Genomic DNA, 19191 nt, shown 5'->3' on the forward strand with positions numbered 1-19191 from the left:
GATTGCCCTCATCCCTTCTACGAGCTTTCGATGTCCGCCACGCTGCCCGATGTTGCCGTTACCGAACCTTCCCCACTGAGCGCGCCGCTGCGCTGGGTCGGCATGCAGGACATCGCCGTGCCGCTGCGGCTGGCCGATGCCGGGCCCGGCGGCAGCGTAGCCGCGCGTGCCATCGTGCAGGTGGATCTGCCGCGCCCGGAACTCAAGGGCATCCACATGTCGCGCTTGTACCGCCTGCTGGATCGGCATCTGGAGCAGCCGGTGTCGCCGGCGATGGTGTCGCAGCTGCTGCAGGCGCTGATCGACAGTCATGCCGATTGCGGCAGCCGTGCGGCGCGGCTGGCGCTGAACTTCGAGTTGATGCTGCGGATGCCGGCGCTGCGCAGCGAAGGACTGAGCGGTTGGCGCGCCTATCCGGTGCGCATCGATGCGCAATCCAGGGCAGGCCACACCGAGATCCAGTTGCAGGTCGATGTGCTGTATGCCTCCACCTGTCCCTGTTCGGCGGCCTTGTCGCGCCAGTTGCTGAGCGATGCGTTTTTGCAGCAGCACCAAGGGCGCGATGCGTTACCGCTCGCAGAGGTTGCGCAATGGCTGCAACACAACGGTTCGTACGCCACGCCGCATAGCCAGCGCAGCGTGGCGCAGGTGCGCGTGGAGCTGAGCGCATGCGCGCAGCGCTTGGACATCCGCGAGCTGGTCAGCCTGTGCGAACAGGCACTGGCGACGCCGGTGCAGGCGGCGGTACGGCGCATCGACGAGCAGGCGTTTGCCCGCTTGAATGGCGCCAACCTGATGTATGTCGAAGATGCCGCGCGGCGGTTGCGCAAGGTGCTGGCCGAGCGCCATGCCGTCTTCCATGTGGCGGTGCGCCACCTGGAAAGTCTGCATGCCCATGACGCCACCGCCGAAACCGACAGTAGTGCCGATGCCGATGCGTTTCCTTCCTTCGCCGAGTGAGGAGTTGCCATGCAATGCAAACATCCACGTCGATCTGCCGTTGCTGCGCGCCAATGCGAGATTGATCGCACGCTGCGGCGATGCGGACGCGCGGTCGCGCAGGCCTATGTGTTGATTGGGCCTTACATGATTTTTTTATTGGGGTGATCGGCAAGAGCCACGCCCATGCGCCCACGCCAGGTTGCACGACGTGCAGCCGCAGGACTGAAGTGCGCGATCGGCGGCAAGGCGCAACCCGCAGCGCCCGGCGCCGTAACCAGCCTCAGCCAGTCGGCGCATCTCAGCACCTTGGATCGATGGCGTTGCCATGGGAGCTGCGCTTATCTGACCCTGGGCGGGATCGAGGCGCATCCACCCGACCAGCGGCAACCACCCATGCCCAATAACGCAAAAACCCCGCAGTGCGGGGTCTTGGCGTGTTCTGCAGTCAGACGACGGTGGTGCTCCCTAGGGGACTCGAACCCCTGTTTTAGCCTTGAGAGGGCCACGTCCTAACCATTAGACGAAGGGAGCGTTTGGTGCGTCTTGTGCAGCGCGCTAGTATAGTGCGCTAAAACCCGTTGGGCAATCCTGCAACACAAGACGGAAGCGCCATCATCGAACCCTCAGTTACATCTCCGTTCACGCTGCGCGTCATCCCACGCGATCAGCACACCATCTCGCGCAAGGACATCAGCCCCAACGCGCTGCGCGTGCTGTACCGCCTGCGCGAATCGGGCTTTGGTGCCTACCTGGTCGGCGGCGCCGTCCGCGACCTGCTGGTCGGCGGCCATCCCAAGGATTTCGACGTGGCCACCAGCGCCACGCCGGAAGAAGTCAAGGCGCTATTCCGCAACTGTCGCCTGATCGGCCGCCGCTTTCGCCTGGCGCATGTGGTGTTCGGCCGCGAGATCATCGAAGTGGCCACGTTCCGCGCCAACATCGACGATGGCAGCGGCGACCGCGAACTGGATAACGGCCGGCTGGTGCGCGACAACGTCTACGGCACCATCGAAGACGATGCGATCCGTCGCGACTTCACCTGCAACGCGCTGTACTACGCGATCGAGGATTTCTCGGTACGCGACTACTGCGGCGGCTTCGAGGACGTGCAGGCACGCCTGATGAAGCTGATCGGCGACCCGGAGCTGCGCTACCAGGAAGATCCGGTGCGCATGCTGCGCGCGGTGCGTCTGGCGGCCAAGCTGAACTTCGATATCGAAGCCGGCACCGCAGAACCCATCCCGCGCCTGGCCGGTCTGTTGTCCGAGGCCGCGCCGGCGCGCTTGTTCGAAGAGATTCTCAAGCTGTTCCTGTCCGGACACGGTGTGGCCAGTTTCGAGGGGCTGGAGCGTTACGGCCTGCTCGGTGCGCTGTTCCCGGAGAGTGCGGCCGCATTGCGCTCCAACCGCAGTGGCGCATTGCGCGCCATGGTGCTGGAAGGCCTGCGCAATACCGATGCGCGCGTGGCCAACGACGAGCCGGTGTCGCCGGCGTTCCTGTTCGCCCTGCTGCTCTGGCCGGCGTTCTGCCGCACCTTGATGGGCCTGCAGGCGCAGGGCGTGCAGCCGGAAGACGCGCAGCGTCGCGCCGCCGACCGGGTCACCCTGCATCAGCTCGAGCGCGTGGCGCTGCCGCGCCGTTTCTCGCTGCCGATGCAGGAAATCTGGCTGCTGCAGACGCGCTTCTCCTCGCGTCAGCGCAAGCGCGTGTTCCGCACCTTGTCGCATCCGCGTTTCCGCGCCGCGTTCGATTTCCTGGTGTTGCGCCAGTTCGCCTCGGCCGATCACGCCGCCGATGTGGAGTTCTGGCGCGAGGCGCAGAAGTCCTCCGGCCAGGAACTGGTCGATGCGATCGAAACCGCGCAGGCCGATCACGAAGGCGAGGAAGGTGCACCGCGCAAGCGGCGGCGCCGCCGTCGTCGCACCGGCGCACCGGCAGGCGAGTAGGGGCGTGCACACCGCCTTCGTCGGCCTGGGCGCCAACCTGGGCCCGGCCGAGGCCAGCGTGCGCGCGGCCATCGCCGCACTGGGCGAGCTGCCGCAATCCACCCTGATTGCCGCCTCGCGCCTGTACCGCACGCCGGCCTGGGGCCGCGAAGACCAGCCCGATTTCATCAATGCGGTGGCGCAGCTGCGCACTGCGCTGGCGCCATTGCAACTGCTGGAGGCCTTGCTCGGCATCGAGCAGGCCTTCGGCCGGCAGCGTATCGACGGCGAGCGCTGGGGCCCGCGCACGCTGGACCTGGATCTGCTGCTGTACGCCGATCAGGTGATCGACCTGCCACGCCTGCAGGTTCCGCACCCGCATCTGCAGGCGCGCGCCTTTGCGCTGCTGCCGCTGTCCGAGCTCGCTCCGGAGGCGATCATTCCGGGTCATGGAACAGTGCGACACGCCCTGCAGGCCATCGATGTCTGCGGGCTGGAGCCGATTGGGTAGATAATGGCCGGCTTATCACCCCACGTAATGACTTCATGAGCAGCCATACCGACAGCAAGCCCTGGACCGTGCCCGCCTTGGCGCAGGCCAAGCGCGAGGGTCGAAAACTGGTCATGTTGACCGCCTACGACGCCGGCTTTGCGCGGACCTTCGATGCCAACGGCGTCGACCTGATCCTGGTTGGCGATTCGCTGGGCATGGTGGTGCAGGGGCACGATTCGACCTTGCCGGTGACCACCGCCGACATGGTCTACCACACCGCCGCAGTGGCCAGGGTGCTGGAGCGGGCGTTGCTGGTGGCCGATCTGTCGTTCCAGGCCGATGCCACGCCCGAGCGCGCACTAGACGCTGCCACCCAACTGCTGCAGGCTGGCGCGGAGATGGTCAAGATCGAGGGCGCCGGGCACAAGCTCGAGGTGATTCGCTATCTGGTCGAGCGCGAGATCCCGGTCTGCTCGCATCTGGGGCTGACCCCGCAATCGGTGCTGCGTTTCGGCGGTTACACGGTGCAGGGGCGCGGCGAAGCCGGCGAACAGTTGCGCCGCGACGCGCAGGCCGTGGTCGATGCCGGTGCCAGCCTGGTCGTGCTGGAATGCGTGCCCACGCCGATCGCCACCCAGATCAGCACCGCGCTCGGCGTGCCCACCATCGGCATCGGCGCCGGCCCTGGCTGCGATGGCCAGGTGCTGGTGATGCACGACATGCTGGGCCTGGACAGCGGCCACCGCCGGCCCAAGTTCGTCAAGGATTTCCTCGCCGAAGGCGGCTCGGTGGCGGGCGCGGTGCGCGCTTACGCGCAGGCCGTGCGCGACGGCAGCTTCCCCGACGCAGCGCACGCGTACGCCGCATGATCCAGACCCTGACCGATCTTTCCACCCTGCGCGCACTGGTCACCGGCTGGAAGCGCGAGGGCCTGCGCGTGGCGCTGGTGCCGACCATGGGCAACCTGCACGCCGGCCACTATTCGCTGGTGATGCTGGCGCGCCAGTACGCCGACCGCGTGGTGTCGAGCGTGTTCGTCAACCCGACCCAGTTCGGCCCCAACGAAGACTTCGCACGTTACCCGCGCACGCCGGAGGCCGACCTGCGCGGCCTGGAAGACGCCGGTTGCGATGCACTGTGGCTGCCCGACGTGGACACCATGTATCCGCTCGGCACCGCACTGGCCACGCCGATCCACGCGCCGGGCGTCAGCGACGTGCTGGAAGGGGTGTGCCGACCGGGGCATTTCGACGGCGTGTGCACGGTGGTGGCACGGCTGTTCAACCAGGTGCAGCCGGACGTGGCCGCCTTCGGCAAGAAGGACTATCAGCAGCTGGCGGTGATCCGCCAGATGGTGGCCGACCTGGCGTTTCCGATCGAGATCCTGGGCGGCAGCATCGTGCGCGAGGCCGACGGCCTGGCGATGAGCTCGCGCAACCAGTATCTGACCGCCGACGAGCGCCCGCGCTCGACCCAGATCCGCAAGGTGCTGCTGCAGATGCGCGACAGCTACGCCGCCGGCACGCCGCGTTCGCAGGTCGAGGACGCCGCCACCCAGGCGCTGGAACAGGCCGGTTTCCGCGTCGATTACGCGGTGGTGCGGCTGCCCGACCTGAGCGAGCCGGGCGACAGCCATGCCGGCGCGCGCGTGGCCCTGATCGCCGCCCGTCTGGGCAGCACGCGGCTGATCGACAACCTGGAATTCTGAGCGGTCTGATACCGCTGCAGGCGCTGCGTCACGCCGCAACCGGCAACGCCTGCGATCCTGCGCACAGGCGCAGTTGTCCAGTGCCGGCCTGAAGCCCTCACCACCGGTTGCGCGGCAGGCCGGTGGACACCGGCGCTTTCCGCTAAAATGCCGGCTTTCCTTTGCCGTTGCCCGTCATGCACCTGTCCCTGCTGAAAGCCAAGATCCACCGCGCCACCGTCACCCATTCCGAGCTCAATTACGAAGGCTCGATCGCCATCGACGGACTGCTGCTGGAAGCCACCGGCATCCGTGAGTTCGAACAGGTGCATATCTGGGACGTCACCAACGGTGCGCGTTTCAGCACCTATGCCATCCGCGCCGACGAAGGCAGCGGCATCATTTCGCTCAACGGCGGCGCCGCGCGTCACGTGCAGGTCGGCGACCTGATCATCGTGGCCGCCTTCGCCAGCATGAGCGAAGCCGAAGCCGAGACCTTCAAGCCCAATCTGGTATATGTGGACGGCAGCAACACGATCACCCACACCAACCACAGCATCCCCACGCAGGCCGCATGACACATACCAACGGATTCGACGCGCTTCACGCCCACGCCCAGCGCCTGCGCGGCGCTGCCATCCCCGCATTGCTTGCCGCCGAGCCGCAACGGCCGACGCAATACGCCAGGCAGGTCGGTCCGTTGTATTTCAATTTCGCGCGGCAGAAGTACGACCGCGCCGCGCTGGATGCCTTGTTCGCCATCGCGCGCGAGCGTGACCTGGCCGGCGCGTTCCAGCGCCTGTTCCGCGGCGAGCAGGTCAATGTCACCGAACAGCGCGCTGCATTGCACACCGCATTGCGCGGCGACCTGACCGATGCGCCGGTGGCCTCCGAAGCGTATGCCACCGCTGCGGAAGTCCGCCAACGCATGGGCGCGCTGATCCAGCAGCTGGAAGCCACCGACGTCACCGATATCGTCAGCGTCGGCATCGGCGGTTCGGACCTGGGGCCGCGGCTGGTGGCCGATGCCTTGCGGGCGCCGTCGGGCGCGCGTTTCCGCGTGCATTTCGTCTCCAACGTCGATGGCGCGGCGATGCAGCGCACGCTGGCCACGCTGGACCCGGCACACACCGCCGGCATCCTGATTTCCAAGACCTTCGGTACCCAGGAAACGCTGCTCAACGGCAGCATCCTGCACGCCTGGCTGGGCGGCAGCGAGCGCCTGTATGCGGTGAGTGCCAATCCCGAGCGCGCTGCCAAGGCCTTCGACATCGCACCGAGCCGCGTGCTGCCGATGTGGGACTGGGTCGGTGGGCGTTATTCGTTGTGGTCGGCGGTGGGTTTCCCGATCGCGCTGGCGATCGGCTTCGAGCGTTTCGAACAATTGCTGGAAGGCGCTGCGCAGTTCGACGCGCATGTGCTCGACACGCCATTGGAAGAAAACGTCGCCGTGCTGCACGGCCTGACCGCGGTGTGGAACCGCAACCTGCTCGGCAGCGCCACGCATGCGGTGATGACCTATGACCAGCGCCTGGCCCTGCTGCCGGCCTACCTGCAGCAGCTGGTGATGGAAAGCCTGGGCAAGCGGGTCAAGCTCGACGGTTCTGCAGTGGACAGCGACACCGTGTCGGTGTGGTGGGGCGGTGCGGGTACCGATGTGCAGCACAGCTTCTTCCAGGCGCTGCACCAGGGCACCAGCGTGGTGCCGGCCGATTTCATCGGCACCGTGCACAACGACGATCCGTATGCGGAGAACCACGTCGCGCTGATGGCCAACGTGCTGGCGCAGACCGAAGCGCTGGCCAACGGCCAGGACAGCAGCGATCCGCACCGCAGCTATCCGGGCGGCCGCCCAAGCACGGTGATCCTGCTCGATGCGCTGACCCCGCAGGCGCTGGGTGCGCTGATCTCGATGTACGAGCACAGCGTCTACGTGCAGTCGGTGATGTGGGGCATCAACGCGTTCGACCAGTTCGGCGTGGAGCTGGGCAAGCAGCTGGCCAGCCAGTTGCTGCCGGCGCTGAAGGGCGAGTCGGCCGACGTGGCCGACCCGGTGACGCGCGAGCTGCTGGCCAAGCTGCGCGGCTGAGCCTGTCGCGTATCGATGGTGTCAGACGACGGGGCCTGCGGGCCCCGTTTCGTTTCTGGAGTTCCTGCGTGGCAATAAATTTGGGCCAAATGGCCAAATTTCCCAAAATGGGACGTTGGGAGTAGGCTGGGGCCACCATAGCGCGCAGGACCGTCCCATGTCTCGCCTCCAGGATCTGCCCGAGCTCGAAAAATCCCCCGCTGCCGACATCAAGGTGAAGGGCTGGCCCAACCTGATGCGCAAGGTGCGCTCGCATGGCGCGGTGGTCATCACCAACCACAATCACCCCGAGGCGGTGGTGGTGGACGCGGAGGAATACCGCCGGCTGGTCAGCCAGGCAAGTGCAGCGACGGCCGCCTCGACGCGCGCGCAGTCGCTGCAGGCACTGCAGGCCAGGTTCGATGCACATCTTGCGGCGGTGACCGACGGCGCAGGCCTGGCCCAGGTGATCGGCAAGCCGGCACGCCGGGGCAGCAAGATCGCGCTGGGGCCGTCGCTGTAAATCGTGGGGAACATTCTGGTGCTGGCCGGCGTCAACGGCGCCGGCAAGAGTTCGCTGTTGGGCAGCCTGCTGCGGGAAGACGGCGCCACCTGGTTCAACCCGGATGCGTTCACCCGGGACCTGGTGGAGCAGGGCTGGTCACCCGAAGACGCCAATGCACAAGCCTGGCAGGAAGGCGTGCGGCGACTGCGTCAGGCCATGGACGCCGGCCATGACTGTGCGTTCGAAACCACCCTGGGCGCGACCACCATCCCGCGCCTGCTGTGGCAGGCCTGCGCGACGCACACGGTGGCGGTCTGGTTCTGCGGCCTGTCGAGCGTCGAGCTGCATATCGCACGTGTGGCGGCGCGCGTGGCCGCTGGCGGGCATGCCATCCCCGAGCACAAGATCCGCGAGCGTTACGATGCCTCGCGTGCCAACCTGATCGCACTATTGCCGCACCTGTCGGTGCTGCATGTCTACGACAACAGCGCGCCTGCCGACGCGACCGGGCAGGTCGCGCCGCTGCTGGTGCTGGAACTGGACCGCAACGGCCTGCAATACCCGCAAACGCCCGAAGAACTGGCGCAGGTGCCCGATTGGGCCAAGCCCATTGTGATGGCGGCGCTGGAGTTGCGGCAGTCCTGAATCGCACGCTCAGGCACGTGCGGTCTGATCTGCTTCTCACCGACGCGGCCAGACATCCAGCGACCTCACCCGTAGGAGCGCGCCCGGGCGCGACAGGCATACCGGCAACGCTCCTCGCGCCCAGGTGCGCTCCTACTGGCCTAGCGACAGTAGCGAGAACGCCATGCTGCACGTGTCGGCCTCACCCGTAGGAGCGCACCCGGGCGCGACAGGCATACCGGGAACGCTCCTCGCGCCCGGGTGCGCTCCTACCGGCCTTGCGACAGTAGCGAGAACGCCATGCTGCACGTGTGAGTCTCACCCGTAGGAGCGCACCCGGGCGCGACAGGCCATACCGGGAAAGCTCCTCGCGCCCGGGTGCGCTCCTACTGGCATTGCGACAGCAGCGAGAACGCCATGCTGCACGTGTCGGCCTCACCCGTAGGAGCGCACCCGGGCGCGACAGGCCATACCGGTAAAGCTCCTCGCGCCCAGGTGCGCTCCTACCGGCCCTTGCGACAGCAGCGAGACGCCACTCGGCTGTAGCGTCACGCAGCGCTGTAACTGCAACGGCGGCGCTTACGCCTTGCCCAGCTTCACCGCCACCGGGTCGCCGGTGAGATAGCCCACCGCCGCGCCGAAACGGTTCTTGTAGTTGGCGCGGATCAGCGGATCCAGCGTGGCCTTGACGGTGTCGTGCAGCGGGCTTTCCCAGTCGCCGGGATGCTGGAAATTGCTCATCACGTAGGTCCAGCCGTGGATCTGGTCGACCGCGTGCAGGCCGGTGGATTCGGCGCCGGCCGGCACCGACAGCACCCGCGTCAGCGTGCCGCTGTCCACGTTGTAGGCCCACAGGAAATTGTTCACGTGCAGGCTGCTGTCTTCGCCGATGAACAAGGTGCGCAGCGCTTCGGAGAACTTGAGATTGTCCGGGTTGGCCAGCCGCTCCGGGTCGGCCAGGTTGCCCAGCGCGTCGGCCTTGGCCAGATCGTGGCCGGTAAGCGCGGCCGGTGCGGCCATGTCGATCGGCACCCAGTCGCTGTGGATCGGCGCGCCGTGGTTGTCGCGCTGGCCGCCACGCAGATTCAGGGCGTACACCGCACCCGCATCCGGGCCTTCCACCTTCACGTCGCCCGAGCCGTTGCGCATGCTGGTGACGATGTAGGACATCGCCATGTAGGCGATCTTGTCGCGCGCGTTGACGGTGGTGCCTTCGAGCTTGGTGAAGCCCAGGCTGCCGCCGGCCAGCGCCGCGTAGCGATGGGTTTCCAGATAGGTCGCCGCCTTCTCCATGCCCGGCTTGATGCGGATCCAGTTGAAGGTGCCGTTGAACGGGATCTTGGTAAACGAGGCATCGCCCGGGTCGCTCAGATGCACGTCGAGGATGTCGGCGGCGGTCAGGCGGTCGGCCATGGCCTGGATCTCGGCACTGGTGGCGTGGCCGAGCTTGATCCAGCGCAACGTGGCCGCGCCCGGGCCCACGCCCGAGGTCTGCTGCCACTTGCCCACATACAAGGTGCCGGCCGACAGGTCCGCCTTGCGGTCGGCGATGAACATGAAAAGACCGCCATTGGTGGCGTCGTCGCCCATCAGCACGGTGCGCTGGTCGGGCATCACCTGCACCAGCTCGTGCGAGATGCGGCCCAGGCAGTAGTGCTTGCGCACGCTCCCGGTGCCGTCCGGGTGCACGGTGATTTCGGGCAGGTGGCCGTAGTGATACGGATTGGCTTTTTCCGGGTCGCCGTACAGATGTGTGCTGTAGCTGCGGAACTGGGTGTTGCCGGCCAGCGCGGTGGCGTCGGGTTCGTACTCTTCGCTGGACAGGTGGGTATTCCACGGAGACAGGCTGGCGCCGCAGGTGGTCCACAGCCCGTGCACCGGCGCGGTGTCGACGTTGTGGTATTTCACCAGCGACAGCTTGCCGGTGGCCGGGTCCTGATCCAGCGTCAGCACCGCGATCGGCGCGGGCAGGTGGCGGTTGGTGTCGTTGCCGGCCTGGTCGCGGGTGGTGTATTCGAACTGCACCACCGCAAACACGTGGTTGCCCTTGACGCCGGGCACCTTGGCATCGGGCAGGGTCAGCAGCGAGGAGCCGTCCGGGCAATCGGAAAAGAACGGGCGCTCGGCACCGGGTTTGGAGCGGTCGATGATTGGCCGATGCTGGATGTCGTAATAGCCACCGGCCAGCACGGTGCCGCCCTTGCCGTCGGGCACCTGGTCGCCGGTGACGAAGAACGGGTGGTACGCAAGCGCATAACGCTGGCTGCTGCCGTCGCTGCGCGCCACCGTCAGCGCCGACCCCACCGTGGTGGTGGCCATCGCCGCGGGGTTGGCCAGGCTGGGTGCGGGCATGCCATGGAAGGTGGCCGACACCAGCTGGGTCGGGTTGTCCGACGGCCGCAACGGGTGTGCGGCCAGTGCCGCGCCGCCGAGGTGTTGTAGGGCGGCGGCGCTGGCGCTGCCCAGCGGCAACAGCGGGACGGACGCCAGCAACTGCATCAGGCGGCGGCGGGCGGGATCGGGGGAGGCAGACATCGAAACTCCAGGCAAAGACGACGATCGACGATGGCCGGTGGCGCATCGGCAAGCCGGTCACGCTAGGCCCGGGGTATGACAGTTGTTTGACGGCGAGCTCACCCGTTGGCGGGCGTTCGTACACGGTGCAGCAAGCGAACCCAGCAACGCGCGTGCAGGTGACAGGAGCTGCGCAATGGTGATCGCGGACAGTGGTGCATTGCAGCAAACTGCGCTGCCGCGAAAGATCAAGCGCCACGCCGGATTCGGCGCTTTGCCGTGGTTTGACAGGTGCTGCCGGTATTCCAAGCCTATAGCCCGGGCCAATAAGTTGGCCGGCGTTTGGCATACAAGCGCGCGTTGTTGACAGGGTAGGGGAATCACGCAAGCGTACGCCGCCTAATGGCCTGCGGCGTCACGCATCGCCGTGGGGAGAACCACCTGGAGACCTGGATCTTGGACAAGCTGCTTCGTCGTACCGCCGCGCCCGTGGCGCGTCGTGCCCTCTCTCTGGCCACCGCCGCAGCGGTGCTGATGCTGGCCGCCTGCCAAGGCAAAGACACCGCTGCCGAGGCGAGCAAGACCGCACCGGCCGCCGCACCTGCCGAGGCGTCCACCACGATCCATCCCGACCAGTGGCCGTCGCCGAAGTGGCCGTTCGCCCAGGACCAGGCCCTGGAGCAGCGCATCACCGATGTGATGGCCAAGATGAGCGTCGAAGAGAAGGTCGCGCAGACCATCCAGGGCGACATCGCCAGCATGACCCCGGACGATGTGCGCAAGTACCGCATCGGCTCGGTGCTGGCCGGCGGCAATTCCGATCCAGGCGGCAAGTACGACGCCAGCCCGGCCGAGTGGTTGAAGCTGGCCGACGCCTTCTATGAAGCGTCGATGGACACCTCCAAGGGCGGCAACGCGATTCCGATCATCTTCGGCATCGATGCGGTGCACGGCCAGAGCAACATCGTCGGCGCCACGCTGTTCCCGCACAACATCGGCCTGGGCGCCACGCGCAACCCGGAGCTGATCAAGCAGATCGGCGAAGTCACCGCCGCCGAAACCCGCGTCACCGGCATGGAGTGGACCTTCGCGCCGACCGTGGCGGTGCCGCAGGACGACCGCTGGGGCCGCAGCTACGAAGGCTATTCCGAGTCGCCGGAGGTGGTGGCCAGCTTCGCCGGCAAGATGGTCGAAGGCGTGCAGGGCGTGCCGGGCACGCCGCAGTTCCTCGATGGCAGCCACGTGATTTCCTCGGTGAAGCATTTCGTCGGCGACGGCGGCACCACCGACGGCAAGGACCAGGGCGACACCAAGGTGTCCGAAGCCACCATGCGCGATATCCACGCGGCCGGTTACCCGCCGGCGATCGCGGCCGGTGCGCAGACGGTGATGGCCTCGTTCAACAGCTTCAACGGCGAGAAGATGCACGGCAACAAGGTCATGCTGACCGACGTGCTCAAGGGCCGCATGAACTTCGGCGGTTTCGTGGTCGGCGACTGGAATGGCCACGGCCAGGTCAAGGGCTGCACCAACGAAAACTGCCCGGCCTCGTTCATTGCCGGCGTCGACATGGCGATGGCCTCCGACAGCTGGAAGGGCATCTACGAGACCGAACTGGCGGCAGTGAAGTCGGGCCAGATCTCCGCCGAGCGCCTGGACGATGCGGTGCGCCGGATCCTGCGCGTCAAGCTGCGCCTGGGCCTGTTCGAAGCCGGCAAGCCGTCCAAGCGCCCGCTCGGCGGCAAGTACGAATTGCTCGGCGCGCCGGAACACCGCGCGATCGCCCGCCAGGCGGTGCGCGAGTCGCTGGTGCTGCTCAAGAACCAGGCCGGCATCCTGCCGCTGGATCCAAAAAAGCGCGTGCTGGTGCTGGGCGATGGTGCCAACGACATGGGCAAGCAGTCCGGCGGCTGGACGCTGAACTGGCAGGGCACCGGCACCAAGCGCAGCGACTACCCCAATGGCAACACCATCTGGGAAGGCCTGGACAAGCAGATCAAGGCTGCCGGCGGCAAGGCCGAGCTGGCAGTCGATGGTGCGTACAAGACCAAGCCCGACGTGGCGGTGGTGGTATTCGGTGAGAACCCGTACGCCGAGTTCCAGGGCGACATCGCCACCCTGCTGTACAAGCCGGGCGACGAGAGCGAGCTGGCGCTGATCAAGAAGCTCAAGGCCGAAGGCATCCCGGTGGTGGCGGTGTTCCTGAGCGGGCGTCCGTTGTGGATGAACCAGTACATCAACGCCGCCGATGCCTTCGTCGCCGCCTGGTTGCCGGGTTCGGAAGGCGAGGGCATTGCCGACGTGCTGCTGCGCAAGGCCGATGGCACGGTACAGAACGACTTCAAGGGCAAGCTGAGCTTCTCCTGGCCCAAGACCGCGGTGCAGTTCGCCAACAACGTCGGGCAGAAGGATTACGACCCGCAGTTCAAGTTCGGCTTCGGCCTGACCTATGCCGACAAGGGCGACCTGGTCGCGTTGCCGGAGGAATCGGGCGTGTCCGGCGAGCAGTCGGTGGGCGGGGTGTACTTCGTGCGCGGCAAGCCGGCACTGGGCATTGCGATGCAGCTGTCCAATGCCGGCCAGGCCAACATGCCGGCCACCACGCTGCCGGTGGGTCTGTCCGATGGCAGCCTGAAGATGACCGCTGTCGATCACAAGGCGCAGGAAGATGCGCGGCGTCTGGTCTGGTCCGGTGCCAAGGCCTCCAGCGTGTTGCTGGTGTCCGGCAAGCCGGTCGATGTCTCGCGTGAGAGCAACGGCGATGTGCAGTTGCAGCTGACCGTGCGCCGCGACAGCGCGGTGACCGCGCCGGTATGGCTGGGCGTGGGCTGTGGCGACAAGTGCGGCGGCCGCGTCGATGCGCAGAAGACCCTGGCCGCACTGCCGCAGGGCCAGTGGAAGGTGGTCGGCGTGCCCTTGAAGTGCTTCGCGGTGGCCGGTGCGGATGTGACCAAGCTGACCCAGGTCGCCAGCATCGAAAGCGCTGCGGCGCTGGACCTGTCGGTGTCGAAGATCGCGCTGGGCGCACTCAACGAGGCCGAAGTCACGCTCGACTGCCCGGTCAAGTAAGCAGCACACCCGCAGGCGCGCTTGCGGGTGTGCCCAGGTAACAACCCCATACATGCGTCGCCGGCCCCGGCGACGTGTCAAAGCGGCCACCCTCAGCGGTGGTGTCATCAGCCGCCGCGGGACGCGCGCGTCGATCGGCCGGGACGGCCTGCAGCTGCGGTTCGCCGCGCTGCTGCCACGCACGCAGTGCGGGCGGCGGCAGTCTGCAGACCTGTCCGGTCCACGACGCTCGGCCCAGAGCCAGACAGGAGAGTGCAGTGGGTTTGGCGACGTTGGATATCGTGATTGTGCTTGTCTATCTGACCGGCATCTTCGTGCTCGCGCAGTGGGTCTCGCGCGAGAAGGCAGGTCACAGCAAGAGCGCCGAGGATTACTTCCTGGCCAGCAAGTCGTTGCCGTGGTGGGCGATCGGCGCCTCGCTGATCGCCGCGAACATCTCGGCCGAGCAGATCATCGGCATGGCCGGTTCCGGCTATGCGATCGGCCTAGCGATTGCCTCCTACGAGTGGATGGCGGCGCTGACGCTGCTGATCGTCGGCAAGTTCTTCCTGCCGATCTTCCTGCGCAACGGCATCTACACCATGCCGCAGTTCCTGGAACAGCGTTACGGCAAGTGGATCCGCACGCTGATGGCGGTGTTCTGGCTGCTGCTGTACGTGTTCGTCAATCTCACCTCGATCCTGTGGCTGGGGTCGATCGCGGTCAGCCAGGTCACCGGCATGGACCAGACCCTGGCGCTGGCGTTGATCGGCGTGTTCGCGCTGGTCTACCAGCTGTACGGCGGTCTTAAAGCGGTGGCCCTGACCGACATCGTGCAGGTCACGCTGCTGGTGCTGGGCGGCCTGCTGGTGGCCGGACTGACCCTGGCACGGATCGGCGACGGTGCCGGCGTGCTGGCCGGCTTCAAGCACCTGTGGAGTGCGCACCCGGAGCACTTCCACATGATCCTGAGCAAGGACAACCCGTTCTACAAGGACCTGCCCGGCCTGAGCGTGCTGCTGGGCGGTCTGTGGGTGATGAACATCAGTTACTGGGGTTTCAACCAGTACATCATCCAGCGCGCGCTGGCGGCCAAGAACATCGGCGAGGCGCAGAAGGGCATGGTGTTCGCCGCGTTCCTGAAGCTGCTGATGCCGTTGGTGATCGTGGTGCCGGGCATCGCCGCGGTGGTGCTGGCGCCGGACCTGGCCAAGCCCGACCAGGCCTATCCGACCATGATGCAGCTGTTGCCGACCGGCATCCTGGGCCTGGTGTTCGCGGCGCTGGTGGCAGCGATCGTGGCCTCGCTGGCTTCCAAGATCAACTCGGTGGCGACGATCTTCACCCTGGATTTCTACGCCAAGTTCCGCCCGCAGACCGAGCAGAAGCAGCTGGTGCGCGTGGGTCGCATCGTGGCCATCGTGGCGGTGGTGATCGGCATCCTGACCGCGCGGCCGCTGCTGGGCAACTTCGATCAGGGCTTTCAGTTCATCCAGGAATTCACCGGCTTCTTTACGCCTGGCGTGGTGGTGATCTTCATGCTTGGCCTGTTCTGGAAGCGCGCCAACGAGGCCGGCGCACTGACCGCGGCGATCGGCTCGGTGGTGCTGTCGTTCGCGCTCAAGTTCGCCTGGCCGGAACTGCCGTTCATGGACCGCATCGGCGTGGTGTTCGTGGCGGCGCTGGTGCTGGCAGTGCTGGTGTCGTTGATGACCGCGCCTACCCAGGCGCGCGACCTGATCCGTACCGACGATGTGGCCTACGGCACCACGCTGGGCTTCAAGGTCGGTGCAATCGGGGTGGTGGTGATCCTGATCGCGCTGTACGCGGTGTTCTGGTAATCGCCCAGCCAGTCCGCTGAAATTGGTTGTGCGCACGCGGCGCGACACTCAGGTGTCGCGCCGCGTGCGTTTTGGCTGCTGTGCTGCTTTCGCTTACACCCGCGCCGCGGCCAGGCTTGCGGCGAGCAGATTGACCGGCGCTTCCAGCTGCTCATGCCACGGCGTCTGCAGCCAGGTTTCCAGTGCGGCCGCCGGCATCGGCTTGGCGATCCAGTAGCCCTGACCTTCGTCGCAGCCCCAGGTGCGCAGCTGCGCGTAGGCCTCCGCCGACTCGATGCCTTCGGCGACCACGCGCTGGCCCAGGCTGTGGCCGAGCTGGATCATCGCCGGCACCAGGGTGCGGTCGGTGCGGTTGTCCGGCAATGAGCGGATGAAGGATTGATCGATCTTCAACGAGCTGGCCGGCAGCTGCTTGAGATAGCTGAAATTGCTGTAGCCGGTGCCGAAGTCGTCGATGGCGATATGCACGCCCAGCGCCGCGATGGCCGCCAATTGCTCGGCCAGATGCTCGGGGTGGCGGATCATCGCGCTTTCGGTGAATTCGATTTCCAGCCGGCGCGGATCCAGGTTGTGGCGCTCCAGGCCACGCCGCAGCAGGCCAACGAATCCGGGCCGGTCCAGATCGGCGGCCGACACGTTCAGGGCCAGATTGAAATCCAGGCCCTGTTGCTGCCAGCGCGCGGCCTGGGCAATGCCGTTGTCGATGACCCAGGCGGTAATGCGGTTGATCAACGCGGTTTTTTCGGCCATCGGCACGAAGTCGGCGGGCATCACCGGGCCGATCATCGGATGCTGCCAGCGCAGCAGCGCCTCCACTCCGACGCAGCGGTGATCGTGCAGGTCCACGCGCGGCTGGTAGTGCAGGCGCAGTTGGCTGGCGCTGTCCAGCGCGGCGGGCAGGGAAGCCAGCAGGCGGAAGGTGTTGCGCTGGGCCACGTCGTGCTTGCGCTCGTACATGCTCCACGGCACGCCACGTTCGCGCGAGATGTCCACCGAGGTGGTCAGCGAGCGGATGGTGTCGGCCGCGCCATAGCTGGTCTGCAGCGAGACCGCGCCGATCGAGGCCACTGCGGTATGCGGAATGCCCTGATGTTCCAGCGTTTCGGCAAAGGCCTTGGAGACCTTGGTGCACAGCGCGGACAGACGCTGCGTTTCGGCCTGGGCCAGAAAACCGAAGGTGGTCGGGTCCAGCCGATACAGCGCGGTGCCGGTAGGCAGATAGGCGGCCAGCCGACGCTGCGCGATCGCCACATAACCATCGGCGTAGTCCCAGCCCAGCGCCTTGACCATGTCGCGGAAGTAATCGCTGCCGCAGATGTCGACCGCCACCGCGGTGGTGGCCGGCGCGCTGTCGCGTTGCGACAGCCAGGCATCCAGGTCTTCGGCAAAGCGCGACCGATTGGGCAGCCCGGTCGGTCCGTCGCGGTAGGTGGTGCTGCGCAGGTTTTCCACCCGCAGCACCGCCAGGTCGCGCAGGCCTTCCAGCTGGGTGATCGCTTCGGCATCCAGGCCCGGGCGCGGGCTGGTCCCGATCACGCACAAGGTGCCGATGCGGTGGCCGTCGCGCAGCGTCAGCGGCGCGCCAGCGTAGAAGCGGATGAACGGCGGTCCCAGCACCAGCGGGTTATCGCAAAAGCGCGGATCCAGTTGCGCGTCGGGCACCACCATCACCTCGGGGGCGCGGATCGCATGCGCGCAGAACGCCTGGTCGCGCGGCGTTTCCTGCGGTTCCAGGCCGATGCGGGCCTTAAACCACTGACGATGCTCATCCACCAGCGACACCAGCGCGATTTCCGCGCCCAGGTTGCGGGCGGCCATGGCGGCGATGGTCTCGAACACCGGGTCCGGCGGCGAGTCCAGCAGGCACAGGCCACGCAGGACGGACAACCGGGTCGACTCGTCGACCACGGGCGGAAGAGGGGAATTGGCAGGAGCAAGCACGGATTGCATGTGCTTCTATCGGCCTGAAGCGTAATCCCTTGATCGACGCTGCTAGGTGGCGTTCAGTTGAGGCGGCATTGCCGCGCGATGGCTGCGCCAACGCCGCTGCAGGGACAACAGCGGGGCGATGGCATCAGGCCACAGCATGACGAGGCGGCCTACATGCCAGGTCGACGGTCGCTCTGACTCTCACGTCATGCGTGATGTAAGCAAACGTGCGGCGCCGCGGTCGGCGCTGGCGCACGGCCGCTAAACATTGCCGACCCCTCGCCGATGACTGAGGGGGCGCCTGCCTTGTCCCCCACAGCAACGTAATCGTTCAGCGCACTTGTTTCGGCGTTTGTTCGATATGTGACAGGGGTTGCATCGGCAGGCACGTCAAATTGACACAGTGTTCACGCGCGCTGTGAGTGCCGCCATCGCTCGTCCTCCTCCCCTCTGTCTGGAAAAATCGATCGTGAAATCACCGTTGTCTCGTTTTGCCCACCGCATGCTGCTGGTCGTTGCAGGCCTAGCAGTGTCGTTTGCCGCGCACGCGGGGCTGTCGGTGTCCGGCACACAACTGCGTGAGTCCAATGGCAACACCGTGGTCCTGCGTGGCGTCAATCTGCCGCATGCCTGGTACGCGAGCCGCACCGACGCGGCCCTGGCAGCCATCGCTGCCACCGGCGCCAATAGCGTGCGCGTGGTGCTCAGTTCCGGTTATCGCTGGAACCGCACGCCGGAGGCCGAGGTGTCGCGCATCATCGCGCGTTGCAAGAGCCTGGGCCTGATCGCGGTGCTGGAAGTGCACGACACCACCGGCTATGGCGAAGACGGCGCTGCCGCTGGCCTCGCCCACGCTACTGCGTACTGGACCAGCATCCGCAAGGCGCTGATCGGCAACGAAGACCAGGTCATCGTCAACATCGGCAACGAGCCGTTCGGCAATCAGTTGAGCGCCAGCGAATGGGTCAACGGCCATGCAACCGCAATCGCCGCATTGCGCAAGGCAGGACTGACTCACGCACTGATGGTGGATGCGCCGAACTGGGGCCAGGACTGGAAGTTCTACATGCGCGACAACGCTGCCGCGTTGCTGGCGCGCGACAGCCGCCGCAACCTGATCTTCAGCGTGCACATGTACGAAGTGTTCGGCAGCGATGCGACGGTCAACAATTATTTGCGCGCCTTCCGCGATAAAAAGCTGGCGCTGGTGATCGGCGAGTTCGGTGGAGACCATCGCGGCGCGCACGTGGACGAGGCAGCGATCATGCGCCGTGCCCGCGACTACAACGTCGGCTATCTGGGCTGGTCGTGGTCGGGAAATGACAGCAGCACGCAATCGCTGGATATCGCAATCGGCTGGAACGCCACGCGCCTCAGCAGCTGGGGGCGCAACCTGATCCTGGGCGCCGATGGCATCACCGCGACCTCGCGCAGGGCGAGCGTGTTCGGGCCACGGTGAGAGTGACGCCCTGCGGTCAGCGTCTCTGGTTTTTGGGGATGCCTGGATAGTTTGCTGCAGAGCTGCAGCGCAGTTGAACTGCGGCTTGGCTGCAGGGCCCTTGCCCGCCCACCATCGCAGGACACGCCGCAAGTACGTCCTTGTAGGCTCTTACGC

At 66.5% G+C, this 19191-nt stretch carries 14 protein-coding genes and 1 tRNA gene; 12 read left to right on the plus strand and 3 right to left on the minus strand.

Going from position 1 to position 19191, the window contains the following annotated elements:
* Positions 1–30: 30 nt before the first annotated feature.
* Complete coding sequence (gene folE2 / locus GGR73_RS04100; RefSeq protein WP_184455750.1) at positions 31–960, plus strand: GTP cyclohydrolase FolE2; 930 nt, start codon at positions 31–33, stop codon at positions 958–960.
* 438 nt (positions 961–1398) lie between these two features.
* Here the strand turns inward: folE2 and GGR73_RS04105 are convergent.
* Positions 1399–1473: transfer RNA gene (locus tag GGR73_RS04105), tRNA-Glu, on the minus strand.
* A gap of 47 nt (positions 1474–1520) precedes the next feature.
* Between GGR73_RS04105 and pcnB the strand changes: the two genes are divergently transcribed.
* From pcnB to GGR73_RS04145, 8 genes are all read left to right on the plus strand, one after another.
* On the plus strand, positions 1521–2888 hold the full coding sequence (gene pcnB / locus GGR73_RS04110; protein ID WP_024939771.1) for a polynucleotide adenylyltransferase PcnB: 1368 nt from the start codon (positions 1521–1523) through the stop codon (positions 2886–2888).
* 4 nt (positions 2889–2892) lie between these two features.
* Positions 2893–3378, plus strand: a complete 486-nt coding sequence (gene folK, locus GGR73_RS04115; RefSeq protein ID WP_047125494.1) for a 2-amino-4-hydroxy-6-hydroxymethyldihydropteridine diphosphokinase — start codon at positions 2893–2895, stop codon at positions 3376–3378.
* Positions 3379–3413: 35 nt separating this feature from the next.
* On the plus strand, positions 3414–4229 hold the full coding sequence (gene panB / locus GGR73_RS04120; RefSeq protein WP_024939769.1) for a 3-methyl-2-oxobutanoate hydroxymethyltransferase: 816 nt from the start codon (positions 3414–3416) through the stop codon (positions 4227–4229).
* The gene (gene panC, locus GGR73_RS04125; protein ID WP_184455752.1) at positions 4226–5068 is read left to right on the plus strand and encodes a pantoate--beta-alanine ligase; all 843 of its coding nucleotides are present in this window, start codon (positions 4226–4228) and stop codon (positions 5066–5068) included. The genes panB and panC overlap by 4 nt, the downstream gene beginning before the upstream one ends.
* Positions 5069–5244: 176 nt before the next feature.
* On the plus strand, positions 5245–5625 hold the full coding sequence (gene panD / locus GGR73_RS04130) for an aspartate 1-decarboxylase (RefSeq protein ID WP_024939767.1): 381 nt from the start codon (positions 5245–5247) through the stop codon (positions 5623–5625).
* Positions 5622–7136: a glucose-6-phosphate isomerase gene (gene pgi, locus GGR73_RS04135; protein ID WP_065048970.1), complete on the plus strand. Its 1515-nt coding sequence runs from the start codon at positions 5622–5624 to the stop codon at positions 7134–7136. The genes panD and pgi overlap by 4 nt, the downstream gene beginning before the upstream one ends.
* Positions 7137–7293: 157 nt before the next feature.
* Positions 7294–7638, plus strand: a complete 345-nt coding sequence (locus GGR73_RS04140) for a type II toxin-antitoxin system prevent-host-death family antitoxin (protein ID WP_047125491.1) — start codon at positions 7294–7296, stop codon at positions 7636–7638.
* Positions 7639–7641: 3 nt separating this feature from the next.
* On the plus strand, positions 7642–8265 hold the full coding sequence (locus GGR73_RS04145) for an AAA family ATPase (RefSeq protein WP_184455753.1): 624 nt from the start codon (positions 7642–7644) through the stop codon (positions 8263–8265).
* Between the two features lie 558 nt (positions 8266–8823).
* Here GGR73_RS04145 and GGR73_RS04150 read toward each other — a convergent pair.
* A complete protein-coding gene (locus tag GGR73_RS04150; RefSeq protein WP_104554972.1) occupies positions 8824–10779 on the minus strand; it encodes a PhoX family protein in 1956 nt (651 codons plus the stop codon).
* A gap of 435 nt (positions 10780–11214) precedes the next feature.
* On the opposite strand from GGR73_RS04150, the gene GGR73_RS04155 reads away from it, so the two are divergent.
* Complete coding sequence (locus tag GGR73_RS04155; RefSeq protein WP_184455755.1) at positions 11215–13827, plus strand: glycoside hydrolase family 3 protein; 2613 nt, start codon at positions 11215–11217, stop codon at positions 13825–13827.
* 257 nt (positions 13828–14084) lie between these two features.
* Positions 14085–15647, plus strand: coding sequence for a sodium/sugar symporter (locus tag GGR73_RS04160; RefSeq protein WP_039509865.1), 1563 nt, complete (start codon positions 14085–14087; stop codon positions 15645–15647).
* Between the two features lie 93 nt (positions 15648–15740).
* Here the strand turns inward: GGR73_RS04160 and GGR73_RS04165 are convergent, their stop codons facing one another.
* The gene (locus tag GGR73_RS04165; RefSeq protein ID WP_024940761.1) at positions 15741–17597 is read right to left on the minus strand and encodes a putative bifunctional diguanylate cyclase/phosphodiesterase; all 1857 of its coding nucleotides are present in this window, start codon (positions 17595–17597) and stop codon (positions 15741–15743) included.
* A 481-nt stretch (positions 17598–18078) separates the two neighbouring features.
* Here GGR73_RS04165 and GGR73_RS04170 point away from each other — a divergent pair, with 481 nt between their 5' ends.
* Positions 18079–19035 (plus strand): cellulase family glycosylhydrolase, encoded by a 957-nt coding sequence (locus tag GGR73_RS04170; protein WP_184456485.1) that lies wholly within the window; start codon positions 18079–18081, stop codon positions 19033–19035.
* Positions 19036–19191: the final 156 nt, after the last annotated feature.

It is taken from the genome of Xanthomonas sp. F14, from assembly GCF_014199865.1.